The sequence below is a fragment of the Micrococcus sp. KBS0714 genome, assembly GCF_002008305.4.
In the GTDB taxonomy this organism is placed as follows: Bacteria; Actinomycetota; Actinomycetes; order Actinomycetales; family Micrococcaceae; genus Micrococcus; species Micrococcus luteus.
Window position 1 is genome coordinate 1,826,129 of the sequence record NZ_CP042169.1, and the last position, 13,695, is coordinate 1,839,823.

Here is a 13,695-nt window from a genome sequence, read left to right on the forward strand (position 1 = left end):
GTTCCGTGGGCAGAAGCGAGGGTGCTTCTGCCCACGGAACCTGGAAACACGCGGGTTCTGCCCACGGAACCTGGAAACACGCGGGTCCTGCCCCCGGAAGGCGAGACCCGGCGGGTTCTGCCCACGGAACGCTCGCGTCGGCCGGGCACCCGACCCCCGCCCGGACCGACCCGGGCCGGCCTCACCGTCGCCCGCCTCAGTAGTACACGGCGAGCGGCCCGTGCGGTCCGTCCACCACGCTGCAGGGGGTCTTGAAGATCCGCTCCAGCACCTCGGGGCGCAGGATCTCGGCCGGGGTGCCGGTCTCCACCACCTGGCCGTCGCCCATGGCCACGATCCGGTCGGCGTAGTGGGCGGCGAAGTTGATGTCGTGCAGCACGATCACCACGGTCCGGCCCAGCTCGTCGGCGGCCCGACGCAGCTGCTGCATCATCTGGACCGAGTGCTGCATGTCCAGGTTGTTCAGCGGCTCGTCCAGCAGCACGTACTCGGTGTTCTGCGCCAGCACCATCGCCACGTACGCGCGCTGCCGCTGGCCGCCCGAGAGCTGGTCGAGGTACCGGTTCTCGAACGGGCCGAGGTTGAGGAAGTCGATCGCGTCGGACACGTGCCGCTCGTCCTCCAGGGTCAGCCGCCCGCGCGTGTACGGGTAGCGCCCGAACCCCACGAGCTGTCGCACGGTCAGCCGCGTCACGAAGTGGTTCTCCTGCCGCAGGATGGACAGGGTCTGCGCGATCCTCCGGGACGGCGTCGTGGTGATGTCGTGCCCGCCCACGGCGATCGTCCCGGCGTCGGCGTCCTGCAGCCGGCCGATCATCGTCAGCAGCGTGGACTTGCCCGCCCCGTTGGGCCCCACGAGCGCGGTCACTCCCCCGGCCTGGATGTCCAGGTCCACGGGTCCGATGCACACCTCGTCGCTGTGGCGCTTCACCACGCCGCGCAGCTCGATCACAGACGTCCCTTTCTCATCACGACGACCAGGAAGGTGATGCCGCCGATCAGCTCGATGACCACCGTGACCGCACCCCCCGCGTAGAACACGTGCCGCAGCACGAAGTAGGCGCTCGTGAGCACCGCGTACCCGGCCAGCGCGGCCACCGGGAGGATGAACCGGTGGTCGTGGGTGTCGACGAGGCTGTACGCCAGCGTCGCCACGAGGAAGCCGAGGAACGTCATCGGGCCCACGAGCGCGGTGGTCATGGCCATCAGCACGGAGACCAGCAGCAGCGTCACCATGAGCTCGCGCCGGTGGTGCAGGCCCAGGTTGGTCGCGGCGTCGGCGCCGAGCGCCACCGTGTTCAGGCGGCGGGAGCGCAGCCACAGCAGCGCGCACACGACGACGGCGATGGGCGCGGCGATCGCCACGTACTCGGTCCGGGCGTTGGAGATGTTGCCGAAGAGCCGCGCGCTCAGCAGGTCGAACGAGTTCGGGTCCAGCAGTCGCTGCATGAACGTGCTCAGCGCGGCCAGCCCGCCGCCCAGCACCACGCCCACGAGCAGCATCAGATGGACGCTGCCGTAGGGCCGGGAGAGCAGCCACGAGTACAGGGCCGTCGTCAACGCCACCATGAGCGCGGCCTGGGCGAGGAACGGCCCCACCCCGGTCAGCACCGCGACGCCGGCGGCCCCCAGCACGTACACGGCGACGGTCGACACGGCCGTGTAGAGCGCCTCGAACCCCATGATCGAGGGCGTGATGATGCGGTTGCCCGTCACCGTGTGGAAGGTGACGGTCGCGAAGGAGTGGCACAACGCCACGATCCCGATCACGCCCAGGGACTCCACGCGCATCCGCGCGATCATCCAGAACGCGCGCGAGCCGGGCTCGGCCTCGTTGCCCCACAGCAGGATCCCGGCGGTGGAGAGCACGGCGACGGCGGCCAGCACCGCGACGACGACCGCATACCTCCGGCGCTCGGCGGCGGTGACGAACGCGCCGGACCGGCGCGGGGCGTCGGCGTCGACGGGCCCGGCGGCGGTGGCGCCGCCGAGCGGGGCGGGGAGGCGACCCGGGGCGGTCGCGAGCGGCTCAGCCATGCTTGGCCTGCCTCAGCAGCAGGGCGAGGAACACGATCGCGCCCACGAGGCCCAGGATCAGCGAGATGGGCACCTCGAACGGGGCGATCACGGTGCGCCCGATCAGGTCGCAGACGATCACGATCCACACGCCGACCATGACCACCCAGGGCAGATTCATGCGCAGGTTGTCGCCACGGACCATGGACACGAGGTTGGGGACCACGAGCCCCAGGAACGGGAGGGCCCCGATCACCACGGTGACCACGCCGGTGGCCACGGCCACCATGGCCACGCCGGTGAGGATCACGGCGTCGTAGTTGAGGCCGACGTTCGTGGCGACGTCCTTGCCGAGGCCGGCCACGGTGAAGCGGTCCGCGATGACGAAGACCGCCACGCACACGATCAGCACGAGGAAGAGCAGCTCATACCGGCCGCGGACCACGGAGGTGAACGAGCCGGCGAACCACGCGCCCACCTGCTGCAGCATGTCCGTCTGGAGGGCGAGGAACGTCGAGGCGGCGCCCACGACGGCGCCGAGCATGATGCCCACGATCGGCACGATGAGGGAGGACTGCAGGCGCACACGCCGCAGGAAGAGGAAGAACACGAGGGTGCCGACGAAGGCGAAGAGGATGGCCCCGGCCATCCGGGTCACCAGGCCCGCCCCCGGCACGAGCACCATGGTCACCAATAAGCCGAGACCGGCCCACTCGGTGGTGCCCGTGGTGCTGGGCTCCACGAAGCGGTTCTGCGTCATGAGCTGCATGATCAGCCCGCACATCGCCATCGAGGCGCCGGCCAGCACGAGGGCGACCGTGCGCGGCACGCGCGTGATGGCGAACATCTCGCGTCCGCCCTCCGCGCCGACGTCGTACACGCCCACGAACAGCGAGACCACGATGAGGGCCGCGGTCACCACGACGCCGACCAGCAGCGGCCAGGTGCGCTGCCAGCGGGTGCGCTCGGGCCGCAGGACGGCGGGCGGGACCCAGCACACGCGGTCGCCCCGCCCCGGCTCCTCGAGCCGGGGCGGGGCGTCGGCGACGTGGTGACGCACGTCGAGAGTCACTGCGCGCCTTCGAAGGCCTTCGCGAGGTCCTCCATGACGGTGGTGTGGTTCTGGATGTCCTCGGCGACGTAGAAGTCGGCGGGCAGGTAGACGATGTTGCCCTCCTTCACCGCGGTCACGTCCTGGAGGGCCTCGGAGCGCTCGATCAGCTCGGCGGCGGTGGCGTTCTCCTCGCCGATGGCGGCGTCGCGGTCCATGACGATCAGCCAGTCCGGGTTCGACTTCGCGATGGCCTCGACGGAGATGTCGTCGCCCTGGTGGTTGTCGGTGCCCGACTGCTCGAGGGCCGGGGTCAGCTCCAGCATGTCGAAGAACGGGCCGATGGCGCGACCGGTGCTGGGCGCGACGTACGACAGCTCGCCGCCCGAGGCGATGAGGCCCATGACGGTCTGCTCGGGGTCGTAGGCGTCCTTGGCGCGCTGGGTGGCGGCGTCGAAGTCGGCGATGAGCTTCTCGGCATCGGCCTCGTGGCCGGTGGCCTCGCCCAGCAGGGTGGTCAGCTCCTTCAGGCCCTCGTCCATGGGGGTCTGCGTGACGTCGAAGTCCGTGTCCACGACGGCGGCGTCGCCGGTCAGCTCGTCGATCTCGGCCTTGCGCTCGTTGAACCGCTGGCCGTTGAACACGACGTCCGGCTCGGCGGTGACGAACAGCTCCATGTCCGGCTCCCGGTGGTTGCCGATGTCGGCGACCGAGTCGTCCTGGAGGTAGGAGGGCCCGCCCTCGCCCTTGTACATGATCTGCTTCGGTGCGGCCGACAGCTCGACGCCCCAGTCGTCCAGCGTGCGGAAGGCGCGGTTGTCCGTGGCGATGACGGAGTCGACCTCCTCCGGCAGGGTGACCTCGGCGCCGGACATGTCGGTGACGGTGACCCCGGCCGCGATGCCGCCCGAGGCGGCCGAGGAGCCGCCGGCGGCGCTCGCGGAGGCCGAGGACTCGCCGGAGGCGCTCGCGGAGGACGAGCCCGTGGCCGCGCCGCCGGCGGAGCAGCCGACGAGGGCGAGGGCCGCCACCGAGGTCAGGGCGAGACGGGCGAGGCGGGGGGCGCTGACGGAACGCGGCATGGTTCTCCTTCTGGGCGGCGGGGCTGCCCCGGGATGAGCAGTCGGGGTGGTGGGCGCGCTCCCGTGGAGGTGAGCCTTGCCTCAGTCGAATACCGTACACGAGGGTGCCGTAATCCCCCAACGGGGGTTCGACGGCTCCCGCCGCCCGGGGCCCGCGGCCTCGAGCCCCGTCAGTCCAACGGCGTCACCTCGAGGGCGAACCGCGACCGACCCACGCGCGCCAGCACGAGGGTGGCGTGCCGTCCGGCCCCGCCACGCCGGCCCGGCTTCGCCCCGCCGAGGACGGCGCGACGCACCTCCTCGGGCGTCTCGCGGATGCCCCGCTTCTTCACGTCCAGCCGGCCCACCCCGGTCTCCTTCGCCCAGCGCCGCAGGGAGGCCAGGTGGAAACCGTGCACCGCCTCGATCCGATGGGCGCGGGCCAGGCCGTCGTGCACGGGCTCGGGCGCGACGAGGTAGGCCAGGTGGGGGTCCAGCTGCCGCGTCGGCACGGGCCAGGACACGGCCAGGTCCGTCACGAGTCCGGCCCGGATGACCGCGCCGTCCGGCTCGTGCAGGACCGCGCCGACGAGCCCTGCCATGCCCTCCTCCCCCACGGCCTCGACCTCGGGCGAGTCGCCGAAGTCCGCGCCGGAGACGAGCTGCGCCGTCGTCGTCTTCCCGCCATGGACGGTCATGACGCGCGCCGCCCGCCGCACCCCGGGGCGGGCCGCCGCGTTGAACCACAGGGCGGCCTCCACGACGTCGCCGTCGACGCTCACCCACTCGGCCTCGGCGCCCGCCGGCACGGCCTCGTGCGGGAGCCCCGGGCCGAGCTTGACACCCACGGGGACGCCCGTCGCGGCGATGTCCGTCACGACGCTCAGGGGCGGGGAGAACGCCTCGGGGTCGAACACGCGCGCGGACCCGCCCCCGCCGACCTGACGGCGGGCGGGGTCCAGCCACACCGCGTCCGCCTCGGCGGGCACGTGGGCGCGGGCCCAGGCCACGGCGTCGCCGTGCACCACACGCGCACCGCGGTGGCCGGCGAGGTTCACCTCGGCGGCCGCGGCGACGACGGCGTCCCGCTCCACCGCCACGACGTCCAGGCCCCGGTCGGCGAAGGCGCGCGCGTCCAGGCCGAGACCGCAGCCGAGGTCGGCGACGCGCCGGGCCCCCGCGGCCGCCAGCCGGTCCGCATGCAGGCCCGCGACCAGCGGGCGGGTGGCCTGCTCCAGGCCGTCGCGCGTGAACAGCATCCGGCGCGCCTCCGGCCCGAGGCGGGCCTCCGCCCGGGACCGCAGCGCGGCCTGGGTCAGCGCGGCGGCCACGCGCTCGGGCGGGTGCCCCGCGGCGCGCAGGCGGGAGGAGACCGCGAGCGCGTCGGCCTCCCGGTAGCCGGCGAGGGAGTCGAGCAGTGCGCGGCCCTCCGACTCGAGGACGGGGGCCAGGGCGGTGTCGTCCTCCTCCGAGGCGGCGGCCGAGGGGCGCGACGGGCGGGCGGCGGGGCGGGGACGGGCCATGCCCCACACCCTAGGTCCGGAGCGTGGACACCGGGCACAGACCGGGCCGGGGCTTCTAGGATGGGCGGCATGACTCTGCCCTTCGCCGACTCCGCGCAGTCCACTCTCGGAATCGAGTGGGAGCTCGCGCTCGTGGATGCCGTGTCCGGCGAGCTGCGCTCCGAGGCCCCGGACCTGCTGCGCGCCCTGCATGTGACCGAGGGCCTCGCCGAGGACGACGTGAACCCGCACATGACCAGCGAGCTCCTGCAGAACACGGTGGAGCTCGTCACGGGTGTGCACGAGCGCGTCGACGCCGCGACGGCGGACCTCGGCCGGATCGCAGCGCGTGTGGCGGACGCCGCGGCCGAGCGGGGCATCTCCCTGTTCTGCCAGGGCACGCACCCGTTCGCGGACGCGATCGCGCAGCCCTCGACGCCCAGCGAGCGCTACGACCGCATGCTGGATCTCACCCAGTACTGGGGTCGGCAGCTGCTGATCTTCGGCGTGCACGTGCACGTGGGCCTGGACGACGTCTCCAAGGCCATGCCGGTGGTGAACGGCCTGGTCAACCGCGTGCCGCACCTGCTCGCACTCTCGGCCTCCTCCCCCTTCTGGGCGGGCACGGACACGGGCTACCAGTCCCAGCGCACCCTCCTGTTCCAGCAGCTGCCCACGGCCGGCCTGCCGTTCCAGTTCCAGGAGTGGGAGGGCTTCGAGCGCTGCGTGGCCCAGATGGAGCAGGTGGGCATGATCGCGGACGTCACCGAGTGCCGCTGGGACGTGCGGGCCGTGCCCCGCCTGGGCACGGTGGAGATGCGCGCGTGCGACGGTCTGGCCACGCTCGAGGAGATCGCCGCCGTGACCGCCTACACGCAGTGCCTCGTGGACGACCTGTCCGCGAGCCTGGAGCGCGGTGAGACGGTCGAGGTCCTGCCGCCGTGGCACGTGCAGGAGAACAAGTGGCGCGCCGCCCGGTACGGCATGGACGCCACCGTGATCGTGGACGCCCGGGGCACCCAGGTCCCGCTGGCGGAGCACCTGCCGGCGGAGATCGAGCGGCTGACCCCGGTCGCCGAGCGGCTGGGATGCGCGGCGGAGCTCGCCGGCGTCCAGGCGATGATCGACGACGGCGGCGCCGCGCGTCAGCGTCGCGTGGAGGCACAGGCCCTGGCCGGCCCGCCGGCCGCGGGTGAGGACGCGGATGACGCGGTGGCCCCGTTGCGCGCGGTCGTGCTGGACGCCGCCGCCCGCACCCGCGCGTCGCTGGACGGCCGCGCCGGCTGAGCGGCCGTTCCCCCGGTGAGGTGGCGGCCCCGCCGCGCCTGCACGCTTCCGCCGGCCCGCCCGACGCGGTTACGGTCGCACCATGCGAGCACTCACATGGCAGGGAAAGCGCAACGTCGTCGTCGAGGACGTCCCGGATCCGCGGATCCAGGAGCCGACGGATGCGATCATCGAGGTCACCTCGACCGGCATCTGCGGGTCGGACCTGCATCTGTACGAGGTCCTGGGGCCGTTCATGGACGCGGGCGACGTGATCGGCCACGAGCCGATGGGCATCGTCCGCGAGGTCGGGTCCGAGGTCACCCACATCCGGCCCGGTGACCGGGTGGTCGTGCCCTTCACCATCTCCTGCGGCCGGTGCTGGATGTGTCAGCGCGGGCTGCAGTCCCAGTGCGAGACCACCCAGGTGCGGGAGCAGGGCTGCGGCGCCGCACTCTTCGGCTACTCCCGGCTCTACGGCTCCGTCCCCGGCGGACAGGCCGAGCTGCTGCGCGTGCCCCACGCGGACTACGGCCCCGTGAAGGTGCCGCACACCGGCCCGGATGAGCAGTGGCTGTTCCTCTCGGACGTCGTCCCCACCGCCTGGCAGGGGGTCCAGTACGCGAACGTCCCCGACGGCGGCACGCTCGCGGTGCTCGGCCTCGGCCCCATCGGTCAGCTGGCGGCGCGCATCGGGGTGCACCTGGGGTACCGGGTGATCGGCGTCGACCCGGTCCCCGAGCGCCGCGCGATGGCGGCCCGGCACGGCATCGAGGTCCTGGACGCCGACGGCGGCGAGGCCGAGGTGCTCCGCGAGCGCACCGGCGGCCGCGGCCCGGACGCGGTCCTGGACGCGGTCGGCATGGAGGCGCACGCCTCCCCGGTGGGGCACGCGGCCCACACCGCCGTGGGCCTGCTGCCCGACGCGCTCGGCCGGGCGGCCATGAAGACCGCCGGCGTCGACCGCCTGAGCGCCCTCCACACCGCGATCGACGCGGTCCGGCGCGGCGGCACGGTGTCGATCTCCGGGGTCTACGGCGGCATGAAGGACCCGATGCCGATGCTCACCCTGTTCGACAAGCAGGTCACCCTGACGATGGGCCAGTGCAACGTCCGTCGCTGGGTGGACGACCTGCTGCCCCTGCTCGACGACCCGTCCGACCCCCTCGGCGTGCTCGACCTGACCACGCACACCGCCCCGCTCGAGGATGCCCCCGCCCTCTACGAGACGTTCCAGAAGAAGGAGGACGGCTGCGTCAAGGTGGTCCTGAAGCCGTGAGGATCGTCGTCCTGGGCGCCACCGGCAACGTGGGCACCGCTGTCCTGCACCGCCTCCAGGCCGCGGACGAGGTGAGCTCGATCGTGGGCGTGAGTCGGCGCGGCCCGGACCGGGCCGGAGCGCCCTACGACGGCGTCGAGTGGCACCGCCTGGACGTCGCGGAGCCCACGGCGGCGGGGCGGCTGCACGACATCGTCGCCGGCGCGGACGCCGTCGTCGACCTGGTGTGGGTGATCCGCCCCAACCGCGACCGCGACCACCTGCGCGCCGTCAACGTGGCCGGCAACGAGCGCGTGTTCCGGGCCGTGGCCGAGGCGGGCGTGCCGCACCTGGTCTACGCGTCCTCGGTGGGCGCGTACGGGCCCGGCCCGAAGGGCCGCGCCGTGGCCGAGTCCCATCCCACCACCGGGGTCCCCACCTCGCACTACGCCGCACAGAAGGCCGAGGTCGAGTCGATCCTCGACCGCGTGCAGGCCGAGCACCCCGAGATGCTCGTGACCCGGCTGCGCCCCGGGCTGATCTTCCAGTCCGCCGCCGGGCCCGAGATCAAGGACTACTTCTTGGGCGACCTCGTCCCCGCCCGGCTGGTCGCCCGCCTGCGCGCTCCGGTGCTGCCGTTCCCGCGGGGCCTGCGATTCCAGGCGCTCACGGCCCAGGACGTGGCGGACGCGTACTGGCGCGTGATCGCCCACCGCGCGGGCGGGGCCTTCAATGTGGCCGCCGAACCCGTGCTGGACGCGCACACCATGGGCACCGTCCTCGGGGCGCGCCGCATCCTGGAGCTGCCCGTGGGCCTGTTCCGAGCGGCCGCGGCGCTGACCTACCGGGCACGGCTGCAGCCCACCGACCCGGGGTGGGTGGACATGGCGGCGGCGGTGCCCATCATGGACACCACGGCCCTGCGCGCCGCGACCGGCTGGTCCGAGACCACCGACGCCCGGGAGGCGGTCCGCCTCGTGCTCGACCATCTCGACGGCGCCGAAGGCCTCGGCAACGCCGGGCACCGCTCGCACTCGCCCACGGAATGAGGACGAGGACCCTCACCCGCCGGGCCGCCCTGACGGGCCTGCTCGGGAGCGCCGCCCTCGGGTTCACCGCCTGCACCTCCTCCGGCTATCCCGCCGACCCGGACGGCACCCTGGACCGCGTCACGGGCGGGGTGCTGCGCGTCGGCGTCGTGCACCACCCGCCTCACGTGGACGTCTCGGGCGCCGAGCCCGTCGGCCCCGAGCCCGACCTGATCCGCGGCTTCGCCGCGGCGCACGACGCACGCGTCGAGTGGACCGTGGCCGGGGAGGAGGCGCTCATGACCGCGCTGGAGAAGGGCGACATGGACCTGGTGGCCGGCGGCCTGACCTCGGCGTCCCCGTGGACGTCGCACGCGAGCATCACCCGCGACTACGCCGAGGCGGAGGGCCCGGACGGCGAGCCGGTGAAGCTCGTGATGGCCGTGCCCCTGGGTGAGAATCAGATGCTCACGGCCCTCGAGGCGTACTTCGACCAGCGCGCAGCGGAGGAGGCCCGATGACGCGGCGGGACACCCGGGAGACGGGGCCGAGCGGGCGCCGGTTCGGCGCCACGGAGCTGCCCCCGGAGATCGAGCGCGTGGTCCAGCAGGCCAAGCGGCTCGAATGGGCGACGCTGGGGGTGATCGTGGTCACGATCGTCCTCGTGGCGTTCGTGATGGGCTCCTCGCAGGCCATGCGGGCCGCGTGGATCGAGGACCTGCTCTCCCTGATCCCGCCGATCGCGTTCCTCGTCGCCCTGCGCGTGGCCCGCATGGCCCCGACGCGGGCCCGGCCCTACGGCTCTCACCGGTCCGTCGGGGTGGGGCACCTCGTGGCCGCCGTCGCCCTGTCCGTGATGGGCGTGGTCCTCGTCGGCGACTCCCTCCTGGGCCTGGTGACGGCGGAGCACCCGCCCATCGGCACGTTCGACCTGTTCGGGCACACCGTGTGGCAGGGCTGGTTCATGATGGCCGTGATGGCCCTGTCCGTGCCCGGGCCCATGATCCTCGGCCACAAGAAGCTCAAGCTGGCCGAGCAGCTCCACGACCGCGTGCTGTACGCGGACGCGGACATGAACAAGGCGGACTGGCAGACGGGCGTGGCGACCATCGTCGGCGTGGCCGGCATCGGCCTGGGCTGGTGGTGGGCGGACTCCGCTGCGGCGATCTTGGTGGGCGTGAGCATCGTGCTGGACGGCTGGAAGAACCTGAAGGAGGCCGTCACGAACCTGGCGGATCGCCGCGCCGCCACGATCGACGGCGCCCGGCCGCACCCGCTCATCGACCGTGCCGAGCGGGTCGCCTGGGCGGAGCCGTGGGTGCGCCATGCGGGCGCCCGCGTCCGAGACGAGGGCCACGTGTTCCACGTGGAGATGTTCGTGGTGCCGCACGAGGGGGCGGACGTGACGGTGGCCCGCTGCTGCGCGCTGCGGGACGCGATCGCCGCGCTGGACTGGAAGCTGCAGGACGTCGTCGTCGCGCCGGTGGACGAGCTGCCCGCCGAGGTGCACGGCGGCCGGTCCGGGGAGCATCAGACGGGCGAGGAGTAGCCCGGGCCTCAGCCGGCCAGGAACCGTCCCTCGAGGGTGGCGGAGGTGATGCGCTGGACCTCGCGCTGCTGGTCGGCGGTCCTCTGGCGCAGGGCCTGCATCTCGGCGGCGTCGACCGCCGGCAGGTGCGGCGCGAGCTGTTCGAGGACGTCCCACATCGCGGACTTGGCCTGGAGCATGCCCTGCAGCAGGTCCAGTTCGATCTGCGTCCAGCCGGACCCGCGCGTGCGCAGCGCGTTCACGGGGTTGAGACGTCCACCGACCTCGGCCGCCGCGCCGGCGGCCCGGTCCACCAGCGGGGTGCGGAGGCCCAGCTCGCCGATGAGCGCCTCGAGGCGGTCCTGGTCGTCCTGGACGGCGTCGCCGAGGCGGCGCAGCGCGGCCTCCTGCGGGGTGCCGGCCCAGGTCTGCTCGGCGGCGCGGAACGCCTTCACACCGGAGCGGGAGCCGAGCAGGTGCTGGTTGAGGAAGTCCGCCAGCATCTGCTCGTCCACGGCGGCGGAGATGGACTCGGGGCGGGGGTGATCATGACCGGTCATGGGCCCTGCCTACGGAACGCGTGGGCGTGGCGGCAAGAGGCCGGGCGCGCTCAGACGCTGACGACCTCGACCGGCTGTCCCGGGTCCGCGCCGAACCACGCGTCGGAGGGGGCGACGCCGTCGCGCACCAGGCGTGCGCCGAGTGCGGCGACCATCGCCCCGTTGTCGGTGCACAGGTTCACGGGCGGGACGGTCAGCTCGATGCCGGCGGAGCGGCACCGGTCGGCGAGCAGGGCGCGCAGGCGCGAGTTCGCCGCGACGCCGCCGCCGAGCATCAGGTGGGTGAGCCCGTGCTCGCGGCAGGCGCGGACGGCCTTGGCGGTGATCACGTCCGCGACGGCCTCCTGGAAGGAGGCGGCGATGTCCGCGCGCGGCACCTCGAGGCCGCGGGCCTCGAACTGCTCCACGGCGCGGGAGACGGCGGTCTTCAGCCCGGAGAAGGACCAGTCGTGTCGGTGCGGGCCGGGCTCCTCGGCGCTGCCGACGAACTTGCCCGCGGTGAGCCCGCGCGGGAAGCGGAAGGCCGTCGGGTCGCCCTGGGCGGCGAGCCGGTCGATCACGGGACCCCCGGGGTAGCCCGCCCCGATGAGCCGGGCGACCTTGTCGTACGCCTCGCCGGCCGCGTCGTCGATGGTCGAGCCCAGCAGCTCGACCTCGGCGCTGATCCGGCCCACGCGCAGGATCTCGGTGTGCCCGCCGGAGACCAGCAGCGCGCCCAGGTCCGCGGGCAGGTCGTCCCACTGCGCGGGCCGCACGCCGTCCAGCATGCCGACGCCCACGTGCGCCACGAGGTGGTTGATGCCGTAGAGGGGCGTGCCGAGGGCCGTGGCCAGCGCCTTCGCCCCCGCGACCCCCACCATGAGCGCGCCCGCCAGACCCGGGCCGGAGGTGACGGCGATCGCGTCGAGGTCCGCGAGGGTGACGTCGGCGGTGTCCAGGGCGCGGCGGATCGTGGGCACGAGGGCCTCGAGGTGGGCGCGGGCGGCGATCTCCGGGATCACGCCGCCGAAGCGCACGTGCTCCTCGACGGAGGAGGCGACCTCGTGGGCCAGCAGGGCGGTGCCGCGGACGACGCCGACGCCGGTCTCGTCGCAGGAGGACTCGATGCCGAGCACGAGGGGGGCTGCGGTGGCGGTGGGCATGGGCTCCAGTCTAGTGAGCGGCCCGGTCACAGGACCTTGCGCATGATCACGGCGTCCTCGCCGCCCGGGTAGTAGCGGCGGCGCACGTGCAGCTCCTCGAATCCGTGGCGCGCGTAGAGCCGCCGGGCGGCGGCGTTGGAGGCCCGGACCTCGAGCATGAGCGAGCTCGCACCGCGCGCCGCGGCCTCCGCGGCCATCCAGCGCAGCTGGGCCGCCCCGATCCCCCGCCCCTGCGCCGCCGCGACCGTGCCCACGGTCTGCACGTCGGCGACGTCGCCGACCACCATGATCCCGCCGTAGCCGACGATCTCACCGGGGGCGGGGCCGTCGTCGTCCGCGGAGCCGGGCGCGGCCACGTCGCGGACGACCACGCGGTAGTCCCGGGTGGGCGGGCGGCCGTGCGCGTCCCGCCCGCCGGCGGGGCCGGTCTGGGCGAGCTCCTCCTCGTAGAAGTGCGCGGGCCAGGCGTCGAGCGGGAAGAGCGTGGCCTCGTGGGCGAGCACCTCGGGGATGTCCCACACGGTCATGGGGCGCAGCAGGTATCCGGGCGGCAGCCCGTGCGCGTCCTCAGCGGGGCGCCCGTCGCCGGCCGGGTCCGGCTCGGCCGGGCTCACGCGCCCGCCCGCTTGCGGGGGCCGGGGACCTTGGCGTCGGACTCGCGCAGGTAGAGCGGCTCGGCGGGCACGAGGCCTCGGCCGCGCCGCAGGGCGAGCTCGGCCACCTGCCCCACCCCGACGGCGGACGGCGTGGCCGACTCCCAGTCCGGCACCGCGCGCAGCGCCTCGGGGTAGAGCCCGGCCCCCGCGCCGTAGACGGGCAGCGGGGTGACCTCGTCCGCCGGCGAGACGAAGGGGCCGTGCAGCAGGGTCGGCTGCCCGCCGACCTGCGCGTAGTGGGCCCAGTAGACCTCGCGGCGGCGGGCGTCCGTGGCGACCACGAACTCCTCGATCCCGTGGCGGAAGGCATCGACGCCGGCCTCGTGGGCGAGCGCGTCGAGGCTGCGGACCCCGTGCACGGGCACGTCCCACGCCAGGCCGAGGGCGGCCGCCGTCGCCAGGCCCGCGCGCAGTCCCGTGAAGGGTCCGGGGCCGACGCCGACCGCGAGCGCGTCCAGCGCGGTGCCGGTGACGCCGGCCTCGCCGAGCACGGTCTGCACCGCGGGGGCGAGCACCTCGGCGTGGGCGTGGGTGTCGTCCGTGGCCCAGCGCGCGAGCTCCTCACCGTCCCGCAGGACGGCGACGGAGGCGGCGGCGGAGGAGTCGATCGCGAGGAGCAGGGCCATG

Annotated in this window: 14 protein-coding genes; 5 read left to right on the forward strand and 9 right to left on the reverse strand. The window is 74.0% G+C overall.

Annotated elements, in window-relative coordinates; translation table 11 throughout:
* Positions 1 to 196: 196 nt before the first annotated feature.
* The 5 genes from B1A86_RS08275 to B1A86_RS08295 form a co-directional block, all read right to left on the reverse strand.
* A complete protein-coding gene (locus B1A86_RS08275; RefSeq protein ID WP_078025904.1) occupies positions 197 to 952 on the reverse strand; it encodes an ABC transporter ATP-binding protein in 756 nt (251 codons plus the stop codon).
* A complete protein-coding gene (locus tag B1A86_RS08280; RefSeq protein WP_078025905.1) occupies positions 949 to 2,037 on the reverse strand; it encodes an iron chelate uptake ABC transporter family permease subunit in 1,089 nt (362 codons plus the stop codon). The genes B1A86_RS08275 and B1A86_RS08280 overlap by 4 nt, the downstream gene beginning before the upstream one ends.
* Positions 2,030 to 3,088 carry an ABC transporter permease gene (locus B1A86_RS08285; RefSeq protein WP_078025906.1) on the reverse strand — a complete coding sequence of 353 codons (1,059 nt, stop codon included), beginning with the start codon at positions 3,086 to 3,088 and terminating at the stop codon, positions 2,030 to 2,032. The genes B1A86_RS08280 and B1A86_RS08285 overlap by 8 nt, the downstream gene beginning before the upstream one ends.
* Positions 3,085 to 4,149, reverse strand: a complete 1,065-nt coding sequence (locus tag B1A86_RS08290) for a siderophore ABC transporter substrate-binding protein (protein WP_078025907.1) — start codon at positions 4,147 to 4,149, stop codon at positions 3,085 to 3,087. The genes B1A86_RS08285 and B1A86_RS08290 overlap by 4 nt, the downstream gene beginning before the upstream one ends.
* Positions 4,150 to 4,319: 170 nt before the next feature.
* The gene (locus tag B1A86_RS08295; RefSeq protein ID WP_138976808.1) at positions 4,320 to 5,651 is read right to left on the reverse strand and encodes a methyltransferase; all 1,332 of its coding nucleotides are present in this window, start codon (positions 5,649 to 5,651) and stop codon (positions 4,320 to 4,322) included.
* Between the two features lie 69 nt (positions 5,652 to 5,720).
* Here B1A86_RS08295 and B1A86_RS08300 point away from each other — a divergent pair, with 69 nt between their 5' ends.
* The 5 genes from B1A86_RS08300 to B1A86_RS08320 all read left to right on the forward strand — a co-directional run bounded on the left by B1A86_RS08300 (position 5,721) and on the right by B1A86_RS08320 (position 10,731).
* Complete coding sequence (locus B1A86_RS08300; RefSeq protein ID WP_078025908.1) at positions 5,721 to 6,917, forward strand: glutamate--cysteine ligase; 1,197 nt, start codon at positions 5,721 to 5,723, stop codon at positions 6,915 to 6,917.
* A gap of 82 nt (positions 6,918 to 6,999) precedes the next feature.
* Positions 7,000 to 8,175 (forward strand): alcohol dehydrogenase catalytic domain-containing protein, encoded by a 1,176-nt coding sequence (locus B1A86_RS08305; RefSeq protein ID WP_036338032.1) that lies wholly within the window; start codon positions 7,000 to 7,002, stop codon positions 8,173 to 8,175.
* A complete protein-coding gene (locus B1A86_RS08310; protein WP_036338029.1) occupies positions 8,172 to 9,203 on the forward strand; it encodes an NAD-dependent epimerase/dehydratase family protein in 1,032 nt (343 codons plus the stop codon). Before B1A86_RS08305 ends, B1A86_RS08310 begins: the two co-directional genes overlap by 4 nt.
* The gene (locus B1A86_RS08315) at positions 9,200 to 9,703 is read left to right on the forward strand and encodes an ABC transporter substrate-binding protein (RefSeq protein ID WP_078025909.1); all 504 of its coding nucleotides are present in this window, start codon (positions 9,200 to 9,202) and stop codon (positions 9,701 to 9,703) included. Before B1A86_RS08310 ends, B1A86_RS08315 begins: the two co-directional genes overlap by 4 nt.
* Positions 9,700 to 10,731, forward strand: a complete 1,032-nt coding sequence (locus tag B1A86_RS08320) for a cation diffusion facilitator family transporter (protein WP_078025910.1) — start codon at positions 9,700 to 9,702, stop codon at positions 10,729 to 10,731. Before B1A86_RS08315 ends, B1A86_RS08320 begins: the two co-directional genes overlap by 4 nt.
* Before the next feature lie 8 nt (positions 10,732 to 10,739).
* On the opposite strand, the gene B1A86_RS08325 is transcribed toward B1A86_RS08320, so the two are convergent.
* Genes B1A86_RS08325 through tsaB form a run of 4 tightly spaced genes read right to left on the reverse strand, consistent with a single transcriptional unit; the run spans position 10,740 to position 13,694 of the window.
* The gene (locus B1A86_RS08325; protein WP_078025911.1) at positions 10,740 to 11,270 is read right to left on the reverse strand and encodes a hypothetical protein; all 531 of its coding nucleotides are present in this window, start codon (positions 11,268 to 11,270) and stop codon (positions 10,740 to 10,742) included.
* Positions 11,271 to 11,320: 50 nt separating this feature from the next.
* Positions 11,321 to 12,412 carry a tRNA (adenosine(37)-N6)-threonylcarbamoyltransferase complex transferase subunit TsaD gene (gene tsaD, locus B1A86_RS08330; RefSeq protein WP_078025912.1) on the reverse strand — a complete coding sequence of 364 codons (1,092 nt, stop codon included), beginning with the start codon at positions 12,410 to 12,412 and terminating at the stop codon, positions 11,321 to 11,323.
* Between the two features lie 26 nt (positions 12,413 to 12,438).
* A complete protein-coding gene (locus B1A86_RS08335) occupies positions 12,439 to 13,026 on the reverse strand; it encodes a GNAT family N-acetyltransferase (RefSeq protein WP_078025913.1) in 588 nt (195 codons plus the stop codon).
* Positions 13,023 to 13,694: a tRNA (adenosine(37)-N6)-threonylcarbamoyltransferase complex dimerization subunit type 1 TsaB gene (gene tsaB, locus B1A86_RS08340; RefSeq protein WP_078025914.1), complete on the reverse strand. Its 672-nt coding sequence runs from the start codon at positions 13,692 to 13,694 to the stop codon at positions 13,023 to 13,025. The genes B1A86_RS08335 and tsaB overlap by 4 nt, the downstream gene beginning before the upstream one ends.
* Position 13,695 lies beyond the last annotated feature (1 nt).

Bases quoted from the DNA above. Each gene is read 5' to 3' on its own strand.
- B1A86_RS08280 (WP_078025905.1), bottom strand. From the start codon at position 2,037: ATGGCTGAGCCGCTCGCGACCGCCCCGGGTCGCCTCCCCGCCCCGCTC.
- B1A86_RS08290 (WP_078025907.1), bottom strand. From the start codon at position 4,149: ATGCCGCGTTCCGTCAGCGCCCCCCGCCTCGCCCGTCTCGCCCTGACC.
- B1A86_RS08295 (WP_138976808.1), bottom strand. From the start codon at position 5,651: ATGGCCCGTCCCCGCCCCGCCGCCCGCCCGTCGCGCCCCTCGGCCGCC.
- B1A86_RS08300 (WP_078025908.1), top strand. From the start codon at position 5,721: ATGACTCTGCCCTTCGCCGACTCCGCGCAGTCCACTCTCGGAATCGAG.
- B1A86_RS08305 (WP_036338032.1), top strand. From the start codon at position 7,000: ATGCGAGCACTCACATGGCAGGGAAAGCGCAACGTCGTCGTCGAGGAC.
- B1A86_RS08315 (WP_078025909.1), top strand. From the start codon at position 9,200: ATGAGGACGAGGACCCTCACCCGCCGGGCCGCCCTGACGGGCCTGCTC.
- B1A86_RS08320 (WP_078025910.1), top strand. From the start codon at position 9,700: ATGACGCGGCGGGACACCCGGGAGACGGGGCCGAGCGGGCGCCGGTTC.
- B1A86_RS08325 (WP_078025911.1), bottom strand. From the start codon at position 11,270: ATGACCGGTCATGATCACCCCCGCCCCGAGTCCATCTCCGCCGCCGTG.
- tsaD (WP_078025912.1), bottom strand. From the start codon at position 12,412: ATGCCCACCGCCACCGCAGCCCCCCTCGTGCTCGGCATCGAGTCCTCC.
- tsaB (WP_078025914.1), bottom strand. From the start codon at position 13,694: ATGGCCCTGCTCCTCGCGATCGACTCCTCCGCCGCCGCCTCCGTCGCC.